The organism is Paenochrobactrum pullorum (genome assembly GCF_041929845.1).
GTDB lineage: Bacteria > Pseudomonadota > Alphaproteobacteria > Rhizobiales > Rhizobiaceae > Paenochrobactrum > Paenochrobactrum pullorum.
The window spans coordinates 41,293-67,280 of record NZ_JBHEEH010000005.1; the positions used below are offsets into that span (position 1 = coordinate 41,293).

Annotated in this window: 27 protein-coding genes, 1 tRNA gene, 2 pseudogenes and 1 riboswitch; of the genes and pseudogenes, 14 read left to right on the forward strand and 16 right to left on the reverse strand. The window is 47.2% G+C overall.

Annotation, left to right across the window (positions count from 1 at the left end):
* The first annotated feature begins 47 nt into the window (after positions 1–47).
* Together JNC77_RS09785 and JNC77_RS09790 are read left to right on the forward strand one after the other, a co-directional pair.
* Positions 48–1,133, forward strand: a complete 1,086-nt coding sequence (locus tag JNC77_RS09785) for an SGNH/GDSL hydrolase family protein (protein ID WP_374831941.1) — start codon at positions 48–50, stop codon at positions 1,131–1,133.
* An 88-nt stretch (positions 1,134–1,221) separates the two neighbouring features.
* Entirely contained in the window at positions 1,222–2,271 is a 1,050-nt protein-coding gene (locus JNC77_RS09790) for a threonine aldolase family protein (protein ID WP_374831943.1), read from the forward strand.
* A gap of 65 nt (positions 2,272–2,336) precedes the next feature.
* On the opposite strand, the gene JNC77_RS09795 is transcribed toward JNC77_RS09790, so the two are convergent.
* Positions 2,337–2,816, reverse strand: coding sequence for an Hsp20 family protein (locus JNC77_RS09795; protein WP_374831945.1), 480 nt, complete (start codon positions 2,814–2,816; stop codon positions 2,337–2,339).
* Positions 2,817–3,138: 322 nt separating this feature from the next.
* Here JNC77_RS09795 and JNC77_RS09800 point away from each other — a divergent pair, with 322 nt between their 5' ends.
* The gene (locus JNC77_RS09800; protein WP_374831947.1) at positions 3,139–3,516 is read left to right on the forward strand and encodes a hypothetical protein; all 378 of its coding nucleotides are present in this window, start codon (positions 3,139–3,141) and stop codon (positions 3,514–3,516) included.
* Positions 3,517–3,714: 198 nt separating this feature from the next.
* Positions 3,715–4,731, forward strand: coding sequence for an alpha/beta fold hydrolase (locus tag JNC77_RS09805; protein WP_374831949.1), 1,017 nt, complete (start codon positions 3,715–3,717; stop codon positions 4,729–4,731).
* Here JNC77_RS09805 and hisN read toward each other — a convergent pair.
* Positions 4,709–5,485 (reverse strand): histidinol-phosphatase, encoded by a 777-nt coding sequence (gene hisN, locus JNC77_RS09810; RefSeq protein WP_374831950.1) that lies wholly within the window; start codon positions 5,483–5,485, stop codon positions 4,709–4,711. The genes JNC77_RS09805 and hisN overlap by 23 nt on opposite strands.
* Positions 5,486–5,562: 77 nt before the next feature.
* Positions 5,563–6,426 carry an N-formylglutamate amidohydrolase gene (locus tag JNC77_RS09815; RefSeq protein WP_374831952.1) on the reverse strand — a complete coding sequence of 288 codons (864 nt, stop codon included), beginning with the start codon at positions 6,424–6,426 and terminating at the stop codon, positions 5,563–5,565.
* A gap of 299 nt (positions 6,427–6,725) precedes the next feature.
* Between JNC77_RS09815 and cpdR the strand changes: the two genes are divergently transcribed.
* The gene (cpdR, locus tag JNC77_RS09820) at positions 6,726–7,088 is read left to right on the forward strand and encodes a cell cycle two-component system response regulator CpdR (protein WP_374831954.1); all 363 of its coding nucleotides are present in this window, start codon (positions 6,726–6,728) and stop codon (positions 7,086–7,088) included.
* A 119-nt stretch (positions 7,089–7,207) separates the two neighbouring features.
* Positions 7,208–7,282, forward strand: a tRNA-Val gene (locus tag JNC77_RS09825).
* Between the two features lie 483 nt (positions 7,283–7,765).
* Here JNC77_RS09825 and JNC77_RS09830 read toward each other — a convergent pair.
* Together JNC77_RS09830 and JNC77_RS09835 are read right to left on the reverse strand one after the other, a co-directional pair.
* Entirely contained in the window at positions 7,766–8,026 is a 261-nt protein-coding gene (locus JNC77_RS09830; RefSeq protein ID WP_374831956.1) for a hypothetical protein, read from the reverse strand.
* Between the two features lie 157 nt (positions 8,027–8,183).
* A pseudogene (locus tag JNC77_RS09835) lies at positions 8,184–8,372 on the reverse strand (glucosaminidase domain-containing protein); the annotation flags it as partial.
* Between the two features lie 216 nt (positions 8,373–8,588).
* Between JNC77_RS09835 and JNC77_RS09840 the strand changes: the two are divergent.
* Together JNC77_RS09840 and JNC77_RS09845 are read left to right on the forward strand one after the other, a co-directional pair.
* Positions 8,589–8,771 carry a type II toxin-antitoxin system HicA family toxin gene (locus tag JNC77_RS09840; RefSeq protein ID WP_374831958.1) on the forward strand — a complete coding sequence of 61 codons (183 nt, stop codon included), beginning with the start codon at positions 8,589–8,591 and terminating at the stop codon, positions 8,769–8,771.
* Between the two features lie 60 nt (positions 8,772–8,831).
* On the forward strand, positions 8,832–9,230 hold the full coding sequence (locus tag JNC77_RS09845) for a type II toxin-antitoxin system HicB family antitoxin (RefSeq protein ID WP_374831960.1): 399 nt from the start codon (positions 8,832–8,834) through the stop codon (positions 9,228–9,230).
* A 515-nt stretch (positions 9,231–9,745) separates the two neighbouring features.
* On the opposite strand, the gene JNC77_RS09850 is transcribed toward JNC77_RS09845, so the two are convergent.
* On the reverse strand, positions 9,746–10,147 hold the full coding sequence (locus tag JNC77_RS09850) for an ImmA/IrrE family metallo-endopeptidase (protein ID WP_374831962.1): 402 nt from the start codon (positions 10,145–10,147) through the stop codon (positions 9,746–9,748).
* Positions 10,148–10,809: 662 nt separating this feature from the next.
* On the opposite strand from JNC77_RS09850, the gene JNC77_RS09855 reads away from it, so the two are divergent.
* Positions 10,810–10,980, forward strand: coding sequence for a hypothetical protein (locus JNC77_RS09855; RefSeq protein WP_374831964.1), 171 nt, complete (start codon positions 10,810–10,812; stop codon positions 10,978–10,980).
* A gap of 122 nt (positions 10,981–11,102) precedes the next feature.
* Here the strand turns inward: JNC77_RS09855 and JNC77_RS09860 are convergent, their stop codons facing one another.
* Positions 11,103–11,621 (reverse strand): GNAT family N-acetyltransferase, encoded by a 519-nt coding sequence (locus tag JNC77_RS09860; protein ID WP_374831966.1) that lies wholly within the window; start codon positions 11,619–11,621, stop codon positions 11,103–11,105.
* 459 nt (positions 11,622–12,080) lie between these two features.
* On the opposite strand from JNC77_RS09860, the gene JNC77_RS09865 reads away from it, so the two are divergent.
* Positions 12,081–12,248: a hypothetical protein gene (locus tag JNC77_RS09865; protein WP_374831968.1), complete on the forward strand. Its 168-nt coding sequence runs from the start codon at positions 12,081–12,083 to the stop codon at positions 12,246–12,248.
* A 128-nt stretch (positions 12,249–12,376) separates the two neighbouring features.
* On the opposite strand, the gene JNC77_RS09870 is transcribed toward JNC77_RS09865, so the two are convergent.
* On the reverse strand, positions 12,377–12,589 hold the full coding sequence (locus tag JNC77_RS09870) for a hypothetical protein (protein ID WP_374831970.1): 213 nt from the start codon (positions 12,587–12,589) through the stop codon (positions 12,377–12,379).
* A 202-nt stretch (positions 12,590–12,791) separates the two neighbouring features.
* Here JNC77_RS09870 and JNC77_RS09875 point away from each other — a divergent pair.
* Together JNC77_RS09875 and JNC77_RS09880 are read left to right on the forward strand one after the other, a co-directional pair.
* Positions 12,792–12,968 (forward strand): annotated as a pseudogene (locus JNC77_RS09875) (plasmid stabilization protein); the annotation flags it as partial.
* A gap of 64 nt (positions 12,969–13,032) precedes the next feature.
* Positions 13,033–13,269, forward strand: a complete 237-nt coding sequence (locus tag JNC77_RS09880) for a hypothetical protein (RefSeq protein ID WP_374831972.1) — start codon at positions 13,033–13,035, stop codon at positions 13,267–13,269.
* Positions 13,270–13,376: 107 nt separating this feature from the next.
* Here JNC77_RS09880 and JNC77_RS09885 read toward each other — a convergent pair whose 3' ends face one another.
* The 6 genes from JNC77_RS09885 to JNC77_RS09910 all read right to left on the reverse strand — a co-directional run bounded on the left by JNC77_RS09885 (position 13,377) and on the right by JNC77_RS09910 (position 19,198).
* A complete protein-coding gene (locus tag JNC77_RS09885) occupies positions 13,377–15,047 on the reverse strand; it encodes a formate--tetrahydrofolate ligase (protein ID WP_374831974.1) in 1,671 nt (556 codons plus the stop codon).
* A 126-nt stretch (positions 15,048–15,173) separates the two neighbouring features.
* Positions 15,174–15,941 (reverse strand): class I SAM-dependent methyltransferase, encoded by a 768-nt coding sequence (locus JNC77_RS09890; RefSeq protein ID WP_374831976.1) that lies wholly within the window; start codon positions 15,939–15,941, stop codon positions 15,174–15,176.
* Positions 15,941–16,366, reverse strand: coding sequence for a pseudoazurin (locus tag JNC77_RS09895; RefSeq protein ID WP_374831978.1), 426 nt, complete (start codon positions 16,364–16,366; stop codon positions 15,941–15,943). The genes JNC77_RS09890 and JNC77_RS09895 overlap by 1 nt, the downstream gene beginning before the upstream one ends.
* Positions 16,366–17,139, reverse strand: a complete 774-nt coding sequence (locus JNC77_RS09900; RefSeq protein ID WP_374831980.1) for an ABC transporter ATP-binding protein — start codon at positions 17,137–17,139, stop codon at positions 16,366–16,368. The genes JNC77_RS09895 and JNC77_RS09900 overlap by 1 nt, the downstream gene beginning before the upstream one ends.
* Positions 17,136–18,149, reverse strand: a complete 1,014-nt coding sequence (locus JNC77_RS09905; RefSeq protein ID WP_461667940.1) for a FecCD family ABC transporter permease — start codon at positions 18,147–18,149, stop codon at positions 17,136–17,138. The genes JNC77_RS09900 and JNC77_RS09905 overlap by 4 nt, the downstream gene beginning before the upstream one ends.
* 38 nt (positions 18,150–18,187) lie before the next feature.
* A complete protein-coding gene (locus JNC77_RS09910) occupies positions 18,188–19,198 on the reverse strand; it encodes an ABC transporter substrate-binding protein (protein ID WP_374831982.1) in 1,011 nt (336 codons plus the stop codon).
* Positions 19,199–19,370: 172 nt separating this feature from the next.
* Positions 19,371–19,562: riboswitch (cobalamin riboswitch) on the reverse strand.
* 251 nt (positions 19,563–19,813) lie between these two features.
* On the opposite strand from JNC77_RS09910, the gene JNC77_RS09915 reads away from it, so the two are divergent.
* Positions 19,814–22,033: an aq_1923 C-terminal domain gene (locus tag JNC77_RS09915; protein ID WP_374831984.1), complete on the forward strand. Its 2,220-nt coding sequence runs from the start codon at positions 19,814–19,816 to the stop codon at positions 22,031–22,033.
* 86 nt (positions 22,034–22,119) lie between these two features.
* Here JNC77_RS09915 and JNC77_RS09920 read toward each other — a convergent pair whose 3' ends face one another.
* Positions 22,120–23,655, reverse strand: a complete 1,536-nt coding sequence (locus JNC77_RS09920) for a hydantoinase/oxoprolinase N-terminal domain-containing protein (RefSeq protein ID WP_374831986.1) — start codon at positions 23,653–23,655, stop codon at positions 22,120–22,122.
* Complete coding sequence (locus JNC77_RS09925) at positions 23,652–24,731, reverse strand: S-methyl thiohydantoin desulfurase family protein (protein ID WP_374831988.1); 1,080 nt, start codon at positions 24,729–24,731, stop codon at positions 23,652–23,654. The genes JNC77_RS09920 and JNC77_RS09925 overlap by 4 nt, the downstream gene beginning before the upstream one ends.
* A 140-nt stretch (positions 24,732–24,871) precedes the next feature.
* Here JNC77_RS09925 and JNC77_RS09930 point away from each other — a divergent pair, with 140 nt between their 5' ends.
* A complete protein-coding gene (locus JNC77_RS09930) occupies positions 24,872–25,819 on the forward strand; it encodes an AroM family protein (RefSeq protein WP_374831990.1) in 948 nt (315 codons plus the stop codon).
* Positions 25,820–25,988: the final 169 nt, after the last annotated feature.

Here is a 25,988-nt window from a genome sequence, read left to right on the forward strand (position 1 = left end):
TAACTGTTAAAAAAGCCCCGCTGACTTATCTTTTGTCGGCGGGGCTTATGGCTGTCCTGCTATTACCGCAAAGTGCTGCAGCACAGCCTAAAACTTTGTTTGATATGCTTTTTGGTGAGAAAAAAGCGGCTCCACCAGAACCACCTGCACCGAGACAGGCCACCCCGCAGCGTCAGGCACCAGTCCGAAAACCAATTCCGCCTGCCCCGCGCAAACCTTCGCCGGCACGGATCCCTATACCTGTTCCATTGCCCAAGCATCTTGTACAGAAACTCGATGATGCCAACAATGTTCTGATACTGGGTGATTTTTCAAGCTCAGGCCTTGCCGATGGTTTGACAGAAGCTTTTAATGATAATCCATCCGTGCGCATCAGCGATTTGTCCAATGGCTCCTCCGGTTTTGTCCGGCAGGACTATTATGATTGGAACCAATCAATTGCGGCGCTATTGGAGCAGGAAAAACCTGCAGCCGTCGTGATGATGATCGGTGCCAATGATCGCCAGATCATTACCACAAATGGCAAAATCCATCCCTTTTTAAGTGATGAGTGGACAGCTGACTATCAGGCGCGCATTGATAATTTTATCAAAACAGTAAAAGGCGCCGGTTATCCGCTGATTTGGGTGGGACAGCCACCATATGTTTCGCGCGCCATGTCCAAAAATATGCTGGCACTTAATGAAGTTTACCGCCGCACAGCCGAGCAATCGGGTGCCAGTTTTATTGATGTTTGGGCTGGTTTTACCGGCGAAGATGGTAATGCCACGATAACCGGACTTGATATCAACGGACAGGATGCACAATTACGCAGCACCGACGGCATAGGTTTCACTTCGGCAGGCAAAAGAAAACTAGCCTTTTATGTTGAAAAACCGTTGCGTAAAATTTTAAGTGTGACTGAACAACAAAGTGAGCCAAACGCCTCAGCAACCACTGAAACCGGTATTGGCTTAGTTTCACGTATTAATCGCCTGCCAGCGGTGAGTTTGCGAGATTACGCTGCAGATCAAAGCGGTGTTTTGCTTGGTGCAGCGCCTGCCTCCGCCACACTTAATCCCGTTAAGCCGGAAAAATCTTACAGCCCCTATCCTGATCGTGCCGATTATTTCCGCTCCACCACAAATAAATGATCATAAGTTTCGGGAAGCTCTGGACGGCTCTTCATTGCAAAGGCATAACAGCTTCATCACATCTGGCCTTATATGAATGGAGACCATCTTGCATTTTGCATCCGATAACTGGGCAGGCGCTCACCCGACCATTGCAGAAAGTCTCGCCCAACATGCAGGTGGTTTTGCCGCCGCCTATGGCACAAGCGAACTCGACAAAAAAGTAGAGCAGCGTTTCAATGAACTGTTTGAACGCGAAGTGGCGGTTTATTTTGTCGGCACCGGCACTGCTTCCAACTCACTGGCACTGGCAAGCGTCAACCGTCCGGGCGGTGTCACCTTATGCCACCGCGAAGCCCATGTGATTGAAGATGAATGCGGCGCACCGGAATATTTCACTGGTGGTGCCCGTTTACATCCTGTTGATGGTGCCAATGGTCGTATTGATCCGTCCAAATTGCGTAAAGAACTGAAGCGGTTCAATCCGGCTTTCATTCATGCCGGACAGCCGATGGCGGTAACGTTCACACAGGCGACCGAGGTCGGCACACTCTATTCACTTGATCAAATTGCAGAACTCTCATCCATTTGTAAAACACATAATCTACCATTGCATATGGATGGTGCACGCTTTGCCAATGCGCTTGTTTCACTTGACATATCTCCTGCAGACATGACATGGCGTCAAGGGGTTGATATTGTCTCATTTGGCGGCACGAAAAATGGTTGCTGGTGCGCCGAAGCTCTTGTGTTCATGAATCCGGACCGCGCTAAGGATCTGCCGTTTATCCGCAAACGTGCAGCACAGCTCTTCTCCAAAACCCGTTTCATCGCGGCACAATTTGATGCCTATTTGCAAGATGATCTGTGGCTGGATTTGGCGCGTCATTCCAATAAGCTTGCACAAAAACTGGCCGCTCATATTGATGCATCATCGCAGGTTCGCTTGGCATGGAAGCCGCAGGCCAACGAAGTTTTTGCGATCATGAAACAAACCACTTATGACCGTTTGCAAAAGGCAGGTGCCATTTTTTACGATTGGAACCCGCCGCATTCAGAAGCAGACAAAATAAGTGAAGGCGAAATTTTCGCCCGATTTGTCACCAGCTTTGCCAACACCGAAGAAGAAATTGACCGGTTTGGTGCTTTAATCGCCTGAACCTAAAACACAGATAAAAAAAGCCCCGATGGCTATCAGCCATCGGGGCTCCTCTTTAATACAAATTAGTGCTTCGAAGCATTCACATTCGCTTCAATCTGCGTACCATTGGATGAAGCTTGTGTCACCTCAATTTTACGCGGTTTCATCTGTTCAGGAATTTCCCGGATCAGATCAATATGAAGCAGACCGTTTTTCAGGCTGGCACCCGAAATTTCTACGAAATCAGCAAGCTGGAACCGGCGTTCAAAAGCACGGGATGCAATACCGCGATAAAGAACTTCGCTGGTATTATCACCTTCTTCTTCAGACTTTTGGCCCTTTATGGTCAACTGGTTGCGGTGAGCTTCAATTTCAAGCTCATTTTCGGAGAAACCGGCCACCGCCATGGTGATGCGGTAATTATTTTCGCCAGTCCGCTCGATATTATAAGGCGGATAGCTCTGCGCACCTTCTGTTGGCTGAGCCAAGGAATCAAACATTGAAAACAGGCGGTCAAAACCGACAGTGGAACGGTACAATGGAGAAAAATCTACATGACGCATGAATAAAGCCCTCCTTAAGAGCGACAAAGTTGCGTTAATGGCGGCAGAACCCCCGATATGGCGAATTCTTATTGCCGGCAGCCCCTTATGTGGCGGCTACAATCCAGATGTGGGAACCATATTTCTCCTTTTCAAGACTTTTTATTTGAAGTTTTTTAGCTTTTTTTGACCACTTTAACGGCCGCAATCCGTATGAATATGAAATGAACAAGGACTTCTGATTTCGTTCAGGCAGCATCTTTTATATTGGCATCATCAACAAAATAACCACGCCTCCCTCAATATCCAGGGCATTGAAATTTGAAGTTGAAGGAAATTGAAGATGAAAAAAGCGCTTATTACTCTGGCAACCCTTGCAACCATCGTCACCGGCATATCGCTTCCTGCGGCAGCTGCGCCGGCTAACGAACTAACCGTTAAAGTTCATTCTTCATGGAACGATCGTGGCCGCCACAGCCCGCGCCATGATTGGAAAAAACCGCCGCACAACTACCGCAATCAGATGATGAAGCCGGGCGAAATTAAAAGAATGCTGCATCGCCAAGGCTATCGCACACACAATATTCGTCAGCAACGCGATGAATATTATGTACGTGCCCATAATAACAAAGGTCGTCAGGTTATGCTCATCGTCAATTCCCGCAGCGGTAAAATTGTCGGCCAGCGTTATATCGGTCGTCCGCACTTTACCCGCACATAAATTAATATTGCCCGGATAACGTCCCTTATATGGGCAATATACAAACCGGAGCGGTTGGTTTTTTTCATCCGCTCCGGTTTATTTTTTATAAAAACACGCTAACATTCTCTCAAACTTAATTTTTTAACCACTGCAACCATAATATCTTTCCTATATAAATATTGAATTATATCAGTTTGTTCCCTGAAAGGCCTTCATGTGACCACCTCCGCCCAACCAGATACACATGAAAAAGCCGACGAGATTTTATTCGAGACCAGCGACAATCTGAAACCACAACAGTTTCAGGCCGGGTTTTTAACCAGCAAAGATCATAAAAAATTGCGTTACGCCTTGGTGCCTTCGCATCCGCAGCACAATCGTGGCACAGTCATTCTGCTGCACGGGCGCAATGAGTGTATTGAAAAATATTACGAAACCATCGATGATTTGCATATGCGCGGCTTTCATGTCGCAACCATGGATTGGAGGGGTCAGGGACATTCCGACCGACTCATCAAAGATAAAAACCGTGGCTTTGTGCGCCGCTTCAAAGATTATACCGATGATCTGGAGCAATTTATCCATTCAATCGTTTTAAACGAATGCCCGCCACCCTATTATATCCTCGCGCATTCTGCAGGTGGTTTGATCACACTTTCAGCCATGCCGCATCTTATACCGTATATTGACCGCGTTGTGCTCGCCGCACCTTTATTAGGCTTTCCAGGCAACAAATTGTCCGAAAAAAACTTGCGCCGCTTGAGCCGTTTGATGACATTTTCTGGCTTCGGCAAAACCTATGCCAAACGTGGAATTCCCCCAGGCAATAAGCGTGAATTTTCCGGTAATATTCTCACTAGCGATCAAATACGCTACGAGCGCAATCAGAAGATCATTTATAACCATCCGACACTCGGACTGGCTGGCCCCACTTTTACTTGGGTTTTCAATGCACTACATGCCATTCACCAATTAAATCGTCCGAAAAATCTGACCTCCCCGAAAATACCAACGCTTTTCATTTTGGCTGGTGGCGATACAATCGTCTCCAGCAGAGCTGCACAAGATTATGCCCGTAAAATCCGTGGAGCGTCTTTCATCACGATTGATGGCGCCCGTCACGAGTTGATGCAGGAAGATGATCATTACCGACAGCAATTTTGGGCGGCGTTCGATGCTTTTATTCCCGACGCCCAAAACAAGCCGATCATCAGCCAAGATAAGTCGCAATAGCTGCTTCATAAAGTTCATGGGTTGCGGCAGCAATCACATCGCCGCCAGCTTCAGCTGGCCCCCCGTCAATGTGGCTAATCACGCCGCCTGCCTGCTCAATAATTGGAATAAGAGCAACAATATCATAAGGTTGCAGCCCCGTTTCAATCACCACATCAGCAAAACCTGACGCCAGCATGGCAAAAGCATAGCAATCCACACCATAACGTGTCAGCTGTGCCTCTTGTTGCAAGCGCTTGAAGCCAGCATGTTTTTTATCTTTAAAAAGCGACGGAGTGGTGGTGAATAGTGTCGCTTCTTTCAAATTCTTCGTTTGACGGGTTTTCAATACTCGCAAAGGAGCCGAACCATGACTGAGATAAGCGCCCCTTCCATCACTGAAATAAAGTTCACCTGTAAATGGCTGTGACATCATTCCGGCCTTGGCATCACCATCAATTGTCAGCCCCACCAATGTTCCCCATACCGGCAAACCGGAAATAAAAGCACGCGTTCCATCAATCGGATCAATAACCCAGACATGGCTGTGATCGGTATTATGCGCGCCATATTCTTCGCCCAAAATACCGTGATCAGGAAATTCTTCGCTAATGACTGCACGAATTGCACGCTCTGCCGCGCGGTCCGCTTCCGTTACCGGATCGAAGCCAACCGTATATTTATTATCAATTTCATTAAACTGACGAAACCGCGGCAAGCTTTCGGCTGCGGCTACATCTGCCAATTTTTGAAAAAATGCCTGATCAATAAGCAAACCCGCTCTCCCTGCATAACTACAAATCTCTGTTGATTTATACAAAGATGTTTACATTTGCCACCGGCGAATAAATCCTATTCCGCGGCTAGTTGCGTATAGCCCAAAGCACTGTCCGGCAATGCCGTCAAATCACTTAAAAAACTATACAAATCACGACGTAACAGATCAAAACTGACAAGCTTTTCAAGCGTCTTTTCATTCATATAAAGACTGCGGTTCAATTCTAATTGCAATGCGTGAATATTTTCGGCGGGCTTGCCATAATGTTCGGTGATAAAACCACCCGCGTAAGGCTTGTTATAGGCAACATCAAAACCATAATTTTGCAAAAGATCGATAGTTGCAGCCGCCAAGCCGATATGACAGGCACGGCCAAAGCGGTCGCCAATAATAAAATCTGCCCGTCGTCCATTGGGCTGCTCCAAACCTGCCGGCATCGAATGACAATCGATCAGCACGGCATAACCGAATTTGTCACGTGTTTTATCCAGCAATTGACGCAATTGTGCATGATAGGGTTTATAAAGTTTTTCGATCCGGTCGAGTGCGGATTGCAGCGGTATTTTGCCCTGATAAATCATCCGCCCCTCCCCCACAAGCCGTGGAACGGTGCCCAGACCACCTGCAACACGTGCTGAATGCGTATTGGCATAAGCTGGTACTGCTTCAAAAAACATCCGCTGATCCAGCTCATAGGCTTCACGGTTCACATCGAGATAAGCGCGTGGAAAACGCGCCCTTAACATTGGTGCTCCCAACAAAACCGCCGATGCATAAAGCTCATCCACATAGCAATCTTCAGATGAGCGGATGGTCAAACGATCAAGCGCAGACGCATCAAGAAAACTGTCAGGATAATGCGAACCGCTGTGAGGTGAATTAAAAACGAACGGAATGCGCTGTTCGGCTGGTGCCAAAACATCGAATGCCGGTGTCATTAAAAAATCATCATATTCAGCCAAGTGATCGGTTATCCTGCGCACATCTTGAAAACAGCTTGTCGATTTTAGGAATATTTATCTGATCCTAACAAGCTTTGCACTTTCAATTTTCCATCATATTTTCGTCAAAACTCGACATTATGTAGCAATTTTTAAAGTTTTTGACGTTGTTTTAACGAAAATTCATTCCATATTTACCTAAAAAGGGTTTGCTAGACGGCAAAAGCTATTGAGTCGCAACAGGTGTACGCCCCCAAAAGCATAAGCCTGAAACGACATGACACTCGGACGGACCAATGAAGAGAATCCTTCTTGCTGAAGACGACAATGATATGCGCCGCTTTCTGGTGAAAGCACTGGAAAAGGCCGGCTATCATGTAACCCACTTTGACAATGGTGCCAGCGCTTACGAGCGCTTGCGCGAAGAGCCTTTTTCTCTTCTTCTGACCGACATTGTCATGCCGGAAATGGACGGTATCGAGTTAGCGCGTCGTGCGACCGAAATCGATCCGGATCTGAAAGTGATGTTCATCACCGGTTTTGCAGCTGTTGCGCTTAACCCCGATTCGGATGCACCAAAAGATGCAAAGGTACTTTCCAAACCTTTCCACCTGCGTGATTTGGTGATTGAAATCGAAAAGATGCTGATTGCTGCTTGATTAGTGAAAAAACAGCGTGTTTTTTCCACGCCTTTGAAAAGACACGCTAAAAAAACAACTTTTATACACAAAAGGCATTGACGAGCGCATCTTGATATGGTGTATGCGCTTCATCGAATGGGCGTATAGCTCAGCGGGAGAGCACTACATTGACATTGTAGGGGTCATAGGTTCAATCCCTATTACGCCCACCATTCGATCCTCCATAAAATCAAAGACTTAAATGAATAAGACCAGTACTATAAGTAGCGGCCTTTAGGTTCAATGAACCTATTATTAATTTTTATCGCTTTTCAAGCGCCTGCTGATCAACTCAAAGACAGCATCGCTGATCCACATACCACACACACCTACTAGGAACGCCCCCGCATGCATAGCGACATTGCTCCCATCATCTGGCGGGAGTGGGAAGTGTACAGCCCTCAAATAATGAACGAATGGCTCCGTCAGGTATCCTGCCGCAAGCACACCACACACCGGTGACGCAATGACCTCGCGGAATGTATAGTTTTTATGCGAAAGCGCTCTAAGCACACCGCCACCGATACCTTTAGACCGTATGGTGTCAATGGATCGTCCATCACCAGCACCCCACCTTATTTCCATATGCATTGTGACCGGCAATCGCTTTGCCAGCCTGCTTATCATTGCTTGCCACATAGACAGCCGTTTCAGGCTTAAGGCTGATCTTCTGCCATCCCGCGCAATTGCTCGCACTGGTCGCGCACCCCGCCAAGCTCAACACAGAGACGCTCAGCATCCATATTGTTGATTGTTTCATTAATCCCTGCCCTGTTCTGGATTGCCTGATTAATTGCCTCGGCAGCTTTAAGCGCGGCCTGTTGTTTGCCGTCATGAACCCCAAGCGCATAAAAAAAGAGGCCTGAAACTGGCCCTCCGATAATCGCGCCGGTGATGTGTTGAAGTGTGAGCCTCATGCAGATTGTTCCTGCATGCGTTTAATCAGGAAATAAACACCGATACCAAAAGCCCCAACCATGATAATGGCAAGCGCCCACTGAATTGGCGATGATCCAGCGGCCATACCGCCAAGCCCTGAAAGCAAACCACCAGCTGAAGCGATCAGCTCTGGTTTGAACGCCCGAGCGCTGCCACCTGAGCATCAAGTCCTTGAGCCTGAAGCATTGGTTGATAACGTTTATTCGAACTCAGAAAATCAGCGTAGCCGGAGACGCTATCAGAGGGGCTGGAAAACTGTCGGAAACTATCTTGGACTTTAACCCGCTTCCCATTAATCACTTCATGCGTAGTGAATGTCTGCCCGTCTTTATCCCAACCAATGATAACGACCTGCTCCATCTGGCCAACTGCGCTTTGCAAAATACGATCTGGGTCTATGTCCAGTGTAGTGGTGCCCGTGAAGTCTATGATGTCAGCAGTCATAATTATCCTAGTTTATGTGTATTATTTTACACACCACTATTGACTGCATACCCGTTGTTGTGTATTTATATACACATTAAGAAGCGCAGAGGGCTGATGCTACGAGACAGTAAGAAGATTATTAAACGCCTAGAAAGCGAAGGGTTTGAATTAATATCGGTGAAAGGTTCTCACCACAAGTTCAGAAAAGGGGAAGTTACAATCATAATTCCCCACCCTAAGAAAGACCTTCCGATTGGAACGGCAAAGGCGATAGCGAAACAAGCGGGCTGGGAATAACCAGCCCCTTAACCGCAATAATCATTGTTTTAGCAAAGCTCCACATAAGAGGAAAACCAAATGAAACACTATTTCGCATTGGTACATAAAGATGCAGATAGCGCCTATGGTATTCAGTTTCCTGATCTACCAAATGTCTTTTCTGCGTCTGACGAAGCTGAAGATATCGTAAAGAACGCAATTGAAGCCTTGCAGCTTTATGCTGAGGATGAAACTTTGCCTGAGGCGTCCAGTCATGCCGACATCTTAGCTCGTGACGATGTGCGCGCTGAATTAGCCGAAGGCGCTTATCTCGTATCTGTACCCCTCATCGAAGACGATAACGCAGTCATGCGAGTGAATGTCACATTTGAACGTGGCATTCTTAAAGCAATCGACAGTGTTGCAAAAGACCGTGGTTTAACGCGCTCATCATTCTTAGCGCAAGCCGCGCGACATGAGATTGAGGTGGGTGTTTAAGCACCTGCCCTTCTCTAAACAAAAACCCCGCACTAGGCAGGGCTAGAGATTACTACTGACGGCTACAGAACAGGCAGGACACTATTTTTTGAAAGACCCAAATAATGCCTTTACAATCACAATCGCTAGACCAACAATTTGTGCAAAATTCTGCACCAGCAGAATAGGAAGCAGCCAAGCATATGAAGTAAAATCCCACCAGCCAAATCCGACCACTTCTTTTTGCTATCATGGTGATTTTGAAAGGCTGACAGTTTAGCGCACGCTAATTCATCATCAGCCCACTCTCTTTCCCGGACTACATCATCAATCGCTTCAGGACGGTTTGTAGGCACAGGCTCACCAAAGCGAGTTATCTCTTTGAGAATATCGTCTATGGTAGGCTCAGATGTTTTACGGTTTGAGACGCCGTATCATCAAGCATATTGTAGTCGTATCTCCATCATAGTTTTGCTAACATCGAAAATATCAGCAAGCATAGATACGGGAGCTTTGGCTACAGGCGTAAGAAGTGCTTAGGGACGAGGAACTTCCGAAGCGAAAGCATTCACGTCTTGCTCAAAAGCATTGCTACGTTCAACAGCTTGAAACCGTGGAAGAACTGGGTAAGCCTTGGGGTTTTTCTCGAAAGCCTCTCTATGTAATATCCAATGCCCTAACTCATGGGCGACAGTAAACCTCTGCCTTTGAGGTCGGTCAGCTACATTTACGTAAATCCGTTTGGAACGAAAATCGAGTAAGTCAGCTACCTTTTCAGCAAACTTTCCCATATCAGAGAAAACAACATTGACACCGTTCATCTCTGCTATCTCCACAACCGGGATTTGCGGAGTAGTGTAGATTTTTGTAAGCTCTCTGGCTTTAACCCGCGCACCATCACGATTGGGGCTATCAAATGTATTCATGGCGAATTTCATAAGAACCTCCTAAATCTGATAGTTACACAAAAAGCTCGGCAATACTGCCAAGCACTAAGTATCTTACATATAGGATGATTCTTATCAAGTTTCTGATAGTCGAGCTAAAGGCGCCGCCGCTATTAAGCAACCCACCTTGGTGCGCCGGGGCGTGGCAGGTTTTGTTAAAGTGTCATCCTTTAGGATAATTGCCGCTTCTTGAGTGCTCAGCTATTCGCTCACGATGGAAAAGATCATAGATTATGCGATTATTATATCTTGGCTTGTAACCCTACTATATGCAGTATGGGCAATTAGCTACGGTGGGATTTAACAATTAAGCTGCCTTCTGCCTTTCGGCGTATTTCTGTCTGCGCCGTTCGTTTCGAGCATCTGCCCATTCAAAATCTTGTTCTTCCGGTTCATTGATCAGTGCGAAATCATCACGCCAATTTAGTGGCTGTTTCTCTGACGCACCGTCTCCGATTGTGACTTCAATTTACCTTCTTCGAGCTAAACCATAACAGACACATTCAAAGGGCGTTGACCTACTGTTAGTCTAATGGCGAAGATAAGTAATAATCCACACCTCGTATTTCCTTAAGGTGCGTCCCTGTATTGTTTGCTTATACAAATCCATTGTGTAAATTCAGCGCATAATTCGCTATTTGAAGGGATAACTAATGGCACATATCATCAAAACCGAAGTGGAACACATCAAAGTCAAGATCGATGAGATTAAGGCAAAGATTGAAGACCACATTCACAAATCAGAACACGAAAAAGAAATCGAAGCCATTAGATTTGAGTTAGATGACTTGGTAAATCGTATTAATTCAATTCTTCCGCATTAATGCATAATGCGAAAAGGCAGCCTTTAAGCTGCCTCTCTCATATCTTGCCTAAGGTCTTGTTCTTTCATCATCACTCAGCCAGTGCAAGACCGTTATCATACAATCAAATTTTATAAACTGGCTTAAGCCCCATAAAAAGCTTCGTGATAAAAGACTGTGCCGTGTCTTGGTTCATTAGTGAAATCCAAGCACTGGAAGTATTCAACAGGTGCACCCCGGAAAACCAAAGCCGGGTCGCACTTAAAGTTAAATCTTGCGTAATACTGCGGATCACCCAGAACCACACATCCTGAAGCAGACAGTGCCTTCAACTTTGCCAGACCAGCTTCAATAAGCTTAGTGCCAATGCCTGTTTTCTGGTAATCAGGATGTACAGCAACTGGCCCAAGGCCATACCACCCTGCCCCAGCCCCTTCGATTGCCACCGGCGAGAACGCAACGTGTCCTACAATCCGATCAGCTTGAACAACTACAAGTGAAATTGTTAATGCGCCAGCTTCTCTCAGGCCGTCAACAATAAATGCTTCTGTCCTGTCGCTATGTGGGGCATCTTCAAAAGCCGAAGTGACTAAATCACGAATATTTTGTATATCTTCAGGGGTTTCTGGACATATAATCATAAAAACTACATAGCAATCCAATTCTTATGTCGTCAAATATATTTATAATTGAAATGTCACAGTACTAAACAAAAAGCAGCTGTTAAGCTGCCTTTCAAATCGGATTACCCAGTGTTATGTAGAGTGACATTAAATCATGTTCCCGTCAAGTTCTTTAATGAGTCACGCTATGTTCTTTTTTAAATTCCGTAAAGCTTTATTAGCGATGTCAGCCCGCACTTGAGATAAGCCACCATATGAGGCAGATGCATACCGTCTGCCTCATCCAATACACAGACCTTTTTCGTGGTTGATGTGATTGGTTTACCTGAATGATCAGCTTTGCAGATTGCACACACAGATTTAACGGGCGCACAAAGGGTTACTGCCACGGATGCAGCGCGGCCTGCAAAGCGCCCCCGTGATTACTCTACCCAGTCAAAAGCCATGAAAATGGCATGAGAAGGCATTCGTAAGTGGATGGCGTACTCAGGCAAGCCAATGACTGCCAACCATCGAGGTAAATTCATTTCAAGAGCCTTTGCACAAATTCTTATGGCTAAACGTGAGCAAAGCTCCGGCTACATCACGCCAGAAGAAGCACAATTCATTGGCTCTGACTGCCTTATGAAAATACGGGAGGTCGGTAATGGCTTGTATCGATTTTGACGCTATCGACTACATAGATGAAATATCCACGACGCAGCTTGACCACGAGCTAGAAAGCCGCCGAAACGGTGGCGACAACGAAGCTTACACAGACCGCTCATGGCGTGAGTGGGTGCTTCTAGCGGATTTTATAGCAGAAGGCAGAAAGGGCGAAGCTCTTGATCTTCTCTCAAGAATTGCCCCGTCGAAATCAATCCGGCAACGACGATCAGTTGTGTGCAGATGAGAATGGCGGTTTGCGCAGTAACAAAAACTTCTGTTTCTGTTGTAGTGACGGTTTGTGCAGTTGCAAAAGACATCAGGGCGGCAGTTGCGAAAGTTGCAATAAGAATACGGCGCATGTTCATTCTCCATCTTGTCGATCATTGTTATGACGTACATAAAGTAAATGCTTCTGCACCTGGATCGTTTCATCAAGTCTTTGATATATTAGAATTATTTTGTGAATTGAATTTTGAATTTATTTTATCCGGAACCAATAAGCTTTGCCCGCCGTTACCTTTACAGAGCGTTTGTCATTCAACTTAGATATAGGAGAAGACAATGGAACGCAGTGACAAGTCCAAATATACGGACAAGCAAAAACGCAAAGCAGAACATATAGCCGAAGGATATGAAAAAGACGGCACTCCGGAAAAAGAAGCCGAAAGGATTGCATGGGCAACCGTCAACAAACAAGATGGCGGGGGTAAAAAACCAGGTGGCTCCGGACGTGCCAAACATAAAAAATCAGCGGAGAAAAAATAACTCATCCTGACCTTTAAGTTTTAAAAAGGAGGAGAAAATGACATCAGTCAGATTTCAGATTGCGGCCGCATTAAGCGTGATGGTTAGTGCCGTTCTTTTTGGTATCGGAGCAGTAATCGTCTTGTCGGTGCCGGAACTTTCAGAAGAAGCAAAATATTTGTTACCGGCAGTCATTATCTTAAGTTTTCTGATTACCCCGTTCATTTCGTGGATTATAGCACCACGCCTGCGCAACCGTTACTGGCAGAGACGCAAAATCATGCAAGAAAAATAAAAATCGCCCAAGCCTGTAGTCCGGCTTGGGTGATCACTGCAGTTCTTTGCTTAACATTTAGGATGAAAATCCATCATCCCTTGGGTAATTAATATTCAAGATGGTTATTAAGACAGACCTTGAATTTCATTCTCTGCATTCAAGCCGATATGTTCAGCAGCTGGCACACGCGGAAGCCCCGGCATCGTCATGATGCTTCCGCAAATGACCACAATAAATCCTGCACCAGCTGATAATTTTACTTCCCTGACAGGAATTATATGTCCGGAAGGTGCGCCTAATAAGGTGGGATCCGCTGAAAAACTATATTGCGTCTTGGCCATGCAAACCGGCAAGTTGCCAAAACCCGCATTCTGCCACTGCTCCAATTGCTTCAGCACAGAAGCATCCGCACTGACATCAGCTGCGCCATAAATTTCACGGGCCACTACTTGGATTTTTTCCCATAAAGGCAAATGATCTTCGTATAGTAAGTTTAATGTGTCGTGATTATTATCGGCCAATTGGGCAACTTCATGCGCCAAAACTTCCGCACCTGCCCCACCTTCAGAAAAATGACGGCACAAGATAGCTTTGACACCCAAATCGTCACAAATTTCCTTCAAAAGTGCAGTTTCTGCATCCGTGTCTGTTGCAAAATGGTTGATAGCCACCACAACCGGTAAACCGAATTTTTGCACATTTTGAACATGCCGGACAAGATTAACACTGCCGTTTTTCAATGCTTGCGTATCTTCGACACCAAGCTCACTCTTGGCCATGCCGCCATTCATTTTCAGGGCACGGATTGTAGCAACCACTACAACAACATCAGGACTCAAACCTGCTTTCCGGCATTTGATATTGAAGAATTTCTCTGCCCCAAGATCAGCGCCGAAGCCTGCTTCCGTAACGACATAATCGCCCAGCGCCAACGCAGCTTTGGTTGCAATCACACTATTGCAACCATGCGCAATATTGGCAAATGGTCCGCCGTGGATCAATACCGGATTATTCTCAATTGTCTGCACCAGATTTGGTTGCAAAGCATCTTTCAGCAATGACGTCATTGCACCATCTGCTTTAAGGTCGGCGGCGGTAATCGGCTGTTTATCCAAATTGTAACCAACAATGATACGTGCCAAGCGCGCTTTTAAATCCGCCAAATCTTCGGCAAGACAAAGAATGGCCATCACTTCAGAGGCCACAGAAATATCAAAACCGGTTTCGCGCGGATATCCATTGGCAGGGCCGCCTAATGCAACCGTGATATCACGCAAAGCGCGATCGTTCATGTCAACCACACGACGCCATGTGACACGGCGCGTATCAAATTTTAGATCATTTCCCCAATGGATATGATTATCGATCATCGCTGCGAGCAAATTATTGGCGCTACTGATCGCATGAAAATCACCGGTGAAATGCAGGTTGATATCTTCCATCGGAATAACTTGCGAATAGCCGCCACCCGCAGCACCACCTTTCATGCCGAAGTTAGGCCCCAAGCTTGGTTCACGCAGACAAATGACAGCCTTTTTGCCCATTCTGTTTAGTGCATCGCCCAACCCGACAGATGTCGTCGTTTTGCCTTCACCCGCAGGTGTCGGGTTAATGGATGTTACCAAAACAAGTTTGCCGCGCGGCTTGCTTTTTAATCGGTTGACTACATCATGTGTCAGCTTTGCTTTATCATGACCATAAGGCAAAAAATCATCTGTCACGAGATCAAGCTTCGCAGCAATCTCGGTGATGGGTAATTTATGAGCAGCGCGAGCGATTTCGATATCAGACTTCATTGAACACTCCAGTAGCAAAACAGGGTTGACTACTCATAGCCAATCGCAATTGGTTTTCACAATGTCATTGTGAAACATTTGATGGTCATCCAATGTTTTCCAAATAAACAATACCGCTCTTCAAAATTAAAGTTTCTCGGCCAACAGAATAAAGCGATTGTAAACACGTGTGCGCAAGTTATTACGCAAACCGCATGTGCGTCTCTGTGCACGGGCAATCGGCTCATGAGACAACTGACACTTGATATGAAATCCGGCAGCCTCAAGCAGCGGAATAAGACGTTCTGCGGTCAAGCCGTCACCAAAGGGCAACCGATCCATAATTGTAGCGTGTCGCTCACTGATGGCACCATCATAATAATCATCGGGTGACAAACGATCCCAGATTCCCAACAGCCACGCAGCCCAGTGACCAGACGGCTTCGGCTTTGCCCAATCACCATCATAAATCAATAATTTGCCACCTGAACGCAAAATCCGGAACCAGTCAGCAAAAGCAACTTCCGGTTCCACCAGTGTCCAGACCAGATGCCGGCATAAAATAGCATCATAGCTATCTGCCGGTTCCATTGTTTGACCGGCATCGGCCAGAAGAAAGCGCAAGTTTTCTTTGCCTGCATGTTTGGCACGAGCAACGGCCAGCATATCTTCAGAAAAATCAATCGCCGTCACATCATGACCAAGGCCATGAACAAGCTTCGTCACCTCACCGGTTCCGCAGGCAAGTTCCAAAACCCGTAAAGGCGGTTCGCCTAAATGATCACGGATAGGCTGTGCCCAAGCATCAGCCTCCAAACCATCTGCAATCTTATGGCCAAATGCCAGATCGAATGTTTTTGAACGACGTGACCAGTAATCGCGAATATCTTCGATCAGGTCATAATTACTGCTCATTAGGAGCGGTTCCCAGCAATAATTTTTTCAAACCGCTCACGCGCACGCTTGGGCATATCGTCCGCCAAAACAGGAGCCGGCGCATTTTCACCCACTTCAATCAGCATCACCATGCCCATGCCGTAATGCGGTGAACATTTAATCGCATAGCTACCTTCGACAGGCAGGCTGATGGTAAAATTTTCTTCATTGATTTTTGACTTAAACGGCTCTGCACCTTCCGGAATCATACCGTCAATGGTTGCCGCATTATGGCCCGGATGTGACTTGACGAATTTGACAGAGTCACCGGGTGCAATTTTCAAATATTCCGGCTCATAAATCATCGAACCATGCTCATTGCGGTTATACATTTTCACTTCCCATGTTTCGGCGAGTGCAGGTGTTACAACCAGTCCCATCAACAAAGCGGCAATGAATTTCATCAGTTCTGTTCCTCTAAATGGTGGAAACGAAAAATCATACTGTCATCGGTACAATCATGGAGCGGACGGGCACCAACACGAAAAATGCCCGAGATACGTTCAGGCGTCAGCACTTCTGCCGGTGCACCACATGCAATCATGCGGCCTTTATCCATGACTGCCAAACGGTCACATTGCATTGCCTGATTAAGGTCATGCAGGGCCATCACCACAGTGACCGGCAAAGAACTAACCAAGCGCAAGAGGGCTAATTGATGATGAATGTCCAGATGGTTTGTCGGCTCATCAAGAATGAGAAGACGCGGGCGCTGCGCCAGCGCACGCGCAATATGGACACGCTGTCTCTCCCCGCCGGAAAGTGTTGCCCAATCCTGGTCAACCATGTGGCACATATCAACCGCTGCAAGTGCCTCGTTAACGATTACGCGATCTTGCGTGCCGAAAGGGGCAAGTGCCGAAAGCCAAGGTGTGCGCCCAAGTTCAACGACATCACGCACCAGCAGTGCTTCCGTGGTTTCGGCAATTTGTTCAACGACGGCAATATGCTGTGCTATTTCACGCCTTGAAAGCCGCTGAATAGATTGCCCGTCTAGTATCACCTTGCCTTGCGCGCGTGGTACCAAGCCAGCCAGCAATCGCAACAGGGTCGATTTACCGGAGCCATTTGGCCCAATCAGACCAAAACTTTCTCCCGGTTGAATATCAATAGAGACATCCGCAACAATCGTTTTGCCCTTGGTCGTCCAACCGAGATTTTCAGCGCTTAATCTCATGTCCGCCTCCGGTTACTGATTAAAATCAGCGCAAAACCGGGTGCACCGACAAGCGCGGTCACAACCCCGATCGGCACCACCTGTCCTGATATCAGGGTGCGCGAGGCAATATCGGCTGCAATCAAGAAAACCGCACCCGCCAAAGCAGAAGCCGGAACCAGTCTTCCATGACGGGGGCCGACTACAAAACGCATGGCATGAGGAATAACCAGCCCGACAAAGCCAATGGAACCAACCAGGCTCACCATAGTTGCCGTCATAATCGTCGTCGCACCAATCAGCATGATCTGCACACGTCTCACGGCAATACCTAAAGAGGCAGCAGAGGATGCGCCGAAAGTGAAGGCGTCCATGGCACGTATAAACCACAGGCAAACCAAAAAACCGAAAAAAGCAGCGGGCACAGCCAAAGTTACATCCGGCCAACGCACTCCCGATAAGTTGCCAAGCAGCCAAAACATGATGCCGCGTGCTTGTTCAGCATTTGCCGATTTTGCAATAAAAAAAGACGTCAGTGCATTAAAAAGCTGCGATCCGGCAATCCCTGCCAAAACAAGCTGCACCGATCCGCCACCAGCCGCTTTCGCCAGTGCTACCACCAGTAAAAAAGCCAAAGCTGCACCACTGAAAGCACCAACGGAAATACCAATCATGCCGCCGCCGATACCAAGTACCGTTACGGCAACGGCACCGGTGGATGCGCCTGCCGAAACCCCTAAAAGATAGGGATCGGCCAAAGCATTACGTACCAAAGATTGCAGCACAACACCGGAAAGCGCCAAACCTGCACCGCAAGCCGCTGCCACCAGTGTGCGTGGCAAGCGATAAGACCAAATAATACCCTGATCGATCCGGTCAACCTCATGGGTGGCGCCCCACAGATTATTGGCAAACACCGCTGTCACTGTATCCAGCGGCAATGGCGTTTCACCAATGACCACACCGATGAGGATGGCCAGCATCAAAGCGCCAGCCCCCAGCACAGTCCAAAGAAAGATTTTCCACACCATTGCAGTGCGGCCAAAGGTGCCGGAGGCTGTCGTTACAATCATTTCAGGTCAAATCCGGCCAGTTTTTCTGCCAAAAATTCAACAGCTGCCACATTACGGATGGAAGGATCCATCGCATGACCGTTCAAAACAATAATATGACCATTCTTGACCGCATCCATCTGGCTGGCAACCGGATCATTCTTCAAGAATTCCAGTTTCTTTTCAACATCATCGGCCGGGAAACGACGGCGTGACATTTCAGCGATGACAATCACCGTCGGATTAGCACGGGCAATGGTCTCCCAGCTGACAGTCGGCCATTCTTCGTCACTTTCAATGACATTACGAAGATTAAGCTTTTCCATCATATAGGCAGGTGCACCTTTGCTACCAGCGACATATGGATCAACATCCATTTCTGCCGAAGAGAACCAGAACAATGCAGACGCATCGGCAAGGCCTAAGGATTTTGCTTTTTCTGCCGCTGCTGCTTCACGCGCTTTCAGGCTTGCAACCAGCTCTTCGCCTTTTTCCGGCACGTTGAAAATCTGCGAAAGCTCGTTAATGCTCGCATAGACATTGTCAATTTTGAACATATCGGAACGGGTACCATCCGAACCAACACTATTGTCTTTATTCATACAATCGGTTGCCAGAATATAGGTTGGAATACCGATATCATTGAAATGTTCGCGGGTGGCAATAATACCCTGCGGGCCGATATGCCACTCATATTGAACCGTTACCATTTCAGGTTTTTTGGCAACAATTGCTTCAAAACTCGGATCATTGTCGGCAAGGCGCTCAATGCCGTCATTGAGCGATTTATATTCAGGCAAAACATCGGTGAACCAGACGCCGGTTCCAAGAACCTTATCACCAAGACCCAGAGAATAAAGAATTTCTGTTGCTGCCTGACCGATACTGACGGTGCTTTTCGGCGCTGCTTCAAAGCGCAGGTCAACGCCGCAATTGTTGAGGCTCAGCGGATAGCTGGTTTCGGCCTTGGCCGGCAATGTAAAACAGACAGCTGTCAGTGCTGCTGCAATCAGTCTCTTGTGAAACATGTACGTCTCCGGTTGGTGAGGCGACCGGAAAACAGGGAGGGAATGCCGGTGCAATAGCATAGGTAAAAAGCAGCCTTGTCGACTGTTATCTCTAAGCTGGCTATGGCGGACGCACTATTGCGTCTTGTGGCAAAAATCATACGACACCCCCCCGGACACCCCGTCCGGGCCGCGTTACAGTTTTTTGCCGGCAGGTCTCCTGACTGGCGGATCGTCACGTGCAACGTCTTCCCATGATTTTCATCACAGTGACTTGTTGCTGCACGCTCATCGCCTACAGTTGCGGGGGCAGTTCCGTTTCATCATTTTGCGATGTCGGATTCCCTTTTGATTCCCAATGGAAACCGGCAAACAAGGTCTAATCGAACCCATTTAATCCTGCAAGTCACCAATGATCAATCAAGGCTTTGTATCTCCAACAAAAAGCCTCGATAAGATTGATCAAAGACAAGAGTTAAATCAGCGCGGCTATTATTATTCATTTCAACAACCGGTTTAGTTTTTTCGATCAGCATCGAATAAACACAAACCGACATGTTTTTTTACTTGCGACTAAAGCAGCGACTGCTTAATCAATTTAGCAAATTATGATAAATGCAGATTTTAGAGGTTTCAATGTCAGATCAGTCTCAACCCGCTCGCGGAAAAGGGCGCAAAGCGCTTCTGTGGACCACTGTAGCAATCATCGTTGTGGCTGGTGCCGGTGTAACCGGTTACAAATATAATTTACAAAATAATATTCGTCAGCAGATTGAAAAACGTGGTGGTAAAGCGGAAACGGTTTCCGCTGATTTTTTCGGCAATATTCATCTTAAAAATGTAACCTTGCCGCTCAAAAACGACCAGACCATTAATATTGCGACATTCGACGGCCGCCCGCAATTTTTATTCTTGACCGGAAAAGCAGATGCCACCGGCATTACGACTGAAACCGCTCAGTTCAAAATCACTATTCCCCAGCTTCAAATTGATGATGCCAATTTCAACAAACAAGTCTTATCCGAACTTTTTGGTGGCAGCAGCAAACTGACACCGGCAGAAAGAGTAGAGCGCTTTTCAGCTAAAAAAATTCATGTCTCCGAAATACAGTTCGAGCAAAATTTCCTCGATACAAAGCAAAAGACTTTATATAAAAATCTCACATTGAATGATGTGAAAAACGGCCAGATAGCCTCCATGCAACTTGAAGCGGCTCAAGTGGATATGACCGTTTCAGTGCCTAAAGATGACGGCTCCGTCAACAAAGAGCCAATGTCTGTTCTTATTGGTACAACGGATGGCAAAGATATTGATGCCGCCTTCATGACCCGTTTTTATACTGAAAAGGCTGACCCAGCCAACAATGAGCTCAAGCCTATTCAAGGGACCTATTCAACCAAAAATATTTCGTTCAAACTGCCGGAAGCAACAGCGACAATCAACGAAATTAAAAGTGCCGGTTTCTCCATGCGTCTGCCGGAAGTTCCGTTCTGGCAAATTATGCAAGACATGGGCTCGGTTGAAAATATCGACGATCTAAGTGATGATGAGCGCCGCGAACTATTCCGTAATATTATTAAAATTTACGAGATTATGGGCAAAGGTGATGTCGAACTCATTGATATCAACATCACACCAATTGATGAAACCAAGCCTTCCGCTACCATTGCCAATGTCACGATGAATTTCGACAAACAGGCCTTTGATATGGCGCTCAAAGGTTTGAAAATCGGCACCGAAACCGATTATTTCCGCATGGACGGATTCACATGGGATGGTTTCGACTATGCTGCCACACTTGAAGCCGGTAAAAAGCTTATTGATGTCCCAACCGACGAAATCGATAAATTTCCATTTACGACGCTGATGCCGACCATTGGCACTTTCCGTTTAAATGGCTTGGATATTGATCTGCCAAATACAGAATCCGACCAGATGGATGAAGGCGAAACGATCGATGAGGGAGAATTAGAAGGTATCGAGGATACACCTGATACTGCCATCACACCTGATGAGGGCAATGATCAAGATGATGCGGCTGAAATAATCAAGCCTAACTCCGAAGCTCAAGCCGGAAATGAAGAAGTCACGCAACAGGATGATGAAGACGATGGCGAAAACGTCATTGAAGAAATGACTGATGAGCCGGAAGTCGATACAGTATTATCTGCCGCACCGACACGCGTTAAATTTAAAATGAAAAACGCGATCTTTTCCTTCCTCAAACCAGTCAATGGCATACCGACAGATATTCAAATCGGCTATGACGGTGTGAATATTCCGTTACAGGAGATTCAGGATAACTTCGCACTCAAACTGCGCGAACTCGGTCTGGACAATGTAAACATTTCATCCAACACCCATATTGTCTGGGATGAGCCAAGTGAATCGCTACTCATCAAAGATATTTCCTACAAGGGTGAAAATCTTGGATCATTTACGCTGTCAGGTGTGATGGGCAACATGTCACGCGAGTTTTTCTCCGGTGACAAGGTTATGATGCAAGTTGCAGCTCTTGGATTGAAGGCTAAAGAAATCAACCTTCGTATCCATGATGAGGGCATGATCAACAAAGCGTTTAAATTAGCCGCACTTGAAAATGGTTCAACCGAAGAAGAAGCACGCCAGCTCACGACTCTGATGATTGCCATGTTTGCAGCTGAATTTGCTGGTAAAAATCAGCAAATTCAAGAGGTTGTAGAAACATTGAACCGTTTCATCGCCAATCCGAATATTTTCACACTCTCGATCAAGTCGAAAAATGAAAAAGGTATTGGCGCATTTGAAGCGTTCGCAGCAACACAAAACCCGCTGAGCTTGCTGGAAAAGGTGACAATCAAAGCAACAACTGAGTGAAAACGATCATTCATTTCCAGTGATAGAAGTCTGTTGAAATAAGCAAAAGCCCCCGTTTAACAACGGGGGCTTTTCATTTTAGCCTATTAAAGCGTGATATTGCCTACCACTTTAACGCGGACGCGACGGGCATCGCCCGGCAAATAAGCAATCGGAATATCTTCGGTATCCAGCAGATCAATGCTGTCTGGTGCGGCACCTGCTTCAATCGCACGCTCACGCGCCAGTTTTTCAGCCTCTGCCAGTGCTTCTTCACGGCTAAGACCTGAGAAAACCTGATCCACTTCGCCAGAAACCTGCGCCATCGCAGCACCAAGTGCATTGGCAATGCCGGCATGTTCAACACTTAACACTTCGCTCACGCCCTTGATCTTTTCAGGGATCAGGAATGCACCGCCACCAACGGCAATCACATTGACGTTTTCAGCCGAGGTTTTCATGCGGTCGACATTGTCTTCAACCATTGTGTTGATGCGCTTCAATGTCGTTTGAACAAAACTCTGATCAAGATGCTTGACACGATCACGGTCGCCAATTTCCACGAGACCCGCAGCCACAGCAATATCAGTGGCCGTCAGCACATCACCACCAAAAACCAATGCTTTTTCGGTAATACGATAGCCGACACTGCGCGGGCCAACCTGACCGGTTTCCGGATTGATGATCGTGCCGCCGCCCAAAGCAAATGGCAGCAAATCCGGCATGCGGAAAAGTGTGCGGACGCCGCCAACTTCCACCACATTATTGGCCTCACGCGGGAAGCCGTTAATCAGACAGCCAACATCAGACGTGGTGCCGCCAACGTCAATCACCATGGCTTCTTTCAAGCCGGTGAGGAATGCAGCCCCACGCATGGAATTGGTCGGGCCGGAGGCAAAACTATAAACCGGATTGGCGGCTGCCACCTCCGCCAATACAACAGTACCGTCATTTTGGGTCAGATAGAATGGAGCGCTAATCCCAGCTTCCACCAGTGCTTTACCGAATGAGTCAATGGTGCGTTGGCCAAGACCTTGCAAAGCGGCATTGAGCAATGTGACGTTTTCACGTTCCAGAAGACCGATACGCCCAAGCGTGTTGGAGCAGGTAACGCGCACATCTGGGATAATAGAGCGCACGATTTCCGCAGCTTCATCTTCACACTCAGTGGTAAGTGGCGAGAAAAGCGCTGTAATACCAACCGATGTAATACCGGCATCGCGGATTTTTTTCGCAGCTTCGCGAATGGCTTTTTTATCCAGCGGTACGAGCGGACGACCATCATATTCATGACCGCCTTCCACCATAAAAGATAAAGGATTAACCTCGTCACGCAACTCTTCCGGCCAGTCGACCATCGGCGGCAAAGATGCCCCTGCCGGCATGGCAATACGAATGGCAGCCACGCGCTCCAAACGGCTACGTTCAACAACAGCATTGGTAAAATGCGTGGTGCCTATCATCACCGCATCAACCGGCTTTGCATCTGCCGGTTGGTCTGCCATCACTTTATTGATCGCATTGACCACGCCATGCATAACATCAGCGGTGGTTGGAAATTTGATGGTGGAGATAACTGTATCACCATCGATGAGTACGGCATCCGTATTGGTGCCGCCAACGTCAATACCTATGCGCTTCATGATCCAAATACCGATTTAAAGTCAATGTCATAACCAAATGCACGCGGGCCTACATGTTCCAAGCCTTTAGGCGTGCACAAAACATCCGGCGCAGGCAGTGCAATGGCTGTAACGCGCTGGCCGTAGCGAACGGTTTCTGTACCAATTGCTTCGCCTGAAACAGTGTCCAGCAAGCAAATTAGATCGGGTGTCATGGCAATCGGCTGATTGTCACGGAATGCAACCGCCCATTCGTTCTGAAAGCTCAGTTCAAATATGGAATCTTTATCATTGTCCAGCCCTTCGATTTTGGCTGAACCACGTAAGAAACCGCCTGTTGTGGTGCGGTCCACGTCGCAGACCTTGCCTTTGAACAGCAGTTTGCCGCCTTCATGCGCCAAAACGGCAGCTACCGGATCTTCGTGTTTGCTACGCGCCTCAGCAACAACGCGTCCCAAAGCGACAGCCTTGGTAACCGTGTTGAGCACACCCCAGTCTTTCACTTCACGGCCGGTACGCGGAGCCTTACAGGTCGCGGATGTGGAACCCACTTCGGTACAAATTTTACGCGAAATACGTTCCATCCACTTCCAGGAAGCAGCCTTCGCAACAATGGCTTCATTGTCACGGCAATCGACCAATGTCAGCGGATACATCGACAAATCGCCGATCGCAAAACTAGTCATCTGCGCTTCCGGATAGGCGCGCCCCATCGCATCGGCATCCACCACCGGAATGTCGAGATGGGCTGCCGCCAGGAAAGGTGACAAAGCATTACCGCCACCAATTTCAACGCTCATTACAGCGCGGAATTTACGGCCGGTATAATCTTCCATCAAACGCATGGCACGCGCCAGATGCGCCGGATCAACCAGACGCTCCTGACCAACCAAAGGTGCGCCCATTTTGGACACAACCGCCACGGCGTCATTATCATCAAGCGCTGCCGGATCGATAAGCTTGCAGCGCTTACCCTCTTTATACAGTTTTTTGAGGTTCAACTGTGCTAAATAAGGGCTGCCGCCGCCACCAGTTCCCAAGATCCACGCGCCGGTTGCCAGCGGATCAATTTCTGTTTCGTCAAAATCACGGATCATGCTTCCCTCCGAAAAATATATTTAACACTAGCCTTCGAAGTTAATGCGTGCCTATAGGGAACCACCCCTATAAGAGTGTAGAATTGCGCGAGAATCAGAGAATATCCGTGATACAATCGGGAGTTTGAGGAGAATATCTGGTGCCATCCGTTAAAAACGGCTCCAAAGAACAGTCGGAAAAAATGCTTCGTCGCATCATGTTTGTCACTGTCGGCCAATCGCCGCGCCACGACCTGATCGAAGAAATGATGCAAAACCTTGATGTACCATTGGAAACACTGGAAATCGGGGCGCTCGACAATCTGTCAGCGGCAGAAATTGAAGCATTTGCTGTTAAAGGCGATGAAGCGAGCATAGTCACCCGACTTGCCGATGGCTCTAATATTGTGCTCTCTAAATCTGCTATCAGCGAAAGAATGGCCAAAATCGTCGCTGAATTCCGCCCCGGAGAATATGATCTGGTCGCCATTTTATCGACCGGCCTTTTCCGCGATTTTGAAAGTAATTGCCCGACCGTCAACTCCCAACGCGCCATTGAATCGGCGATTATTTCGCTGGCTGCACAAGGTTCGACCGTCGGCATCATCATGCCATTGGAGCGCCAATTGCAGGAGTTCGATATTCCGGCTCTTGTCGATTATAAAATCGTGGCAAGCCATGCGCGCGACAATGATCGCGGCCAATTGGCTGCAGCTCTGATTGATCTGGCAGACACAGATATTATTGTTTTAAATTCAGTGGCTTACACTGAGGCTGATCGTGCAGTCGTTGCTCGTGCCAGCGGCAAACCAGTGATTTTGGCACGCCGTATTGTATCAAGCGCAATCAGACTGCTACTTTATCAAACACAAACGATTGTTTTACCGGGGGTCACACAAGAATTTTCAGAAAAACTTGCCCGTCTTACCCCGCGTGAACGACAGGTAATGTCTTTGGTTGCCGAAGGTCTTTCCAACAAAGCGATTGCCCGACAGCTGGATATCAGCCCGAAGACCGTGGAAATTCACCGTTCTAATGTTTTAAGCAAGATGGAAGTCTCCTCTTCCAATGCGCTTATCCGCTTGGTGATCACATCCGGCCACGCTTAAAAATGTGATATTTCCTATGATTTTCAATCAGTGTGCCATCACACTGATTCTTTTTCACCGAGCGCGTAGCGCAATTTCCTGCATAAAAAACTCCATATAGGGGAATAACCCTATAGAGAAACAGCCTTCACGCGCATTACTCTTGCTTATTCAGGGATGGGTAGTGAAT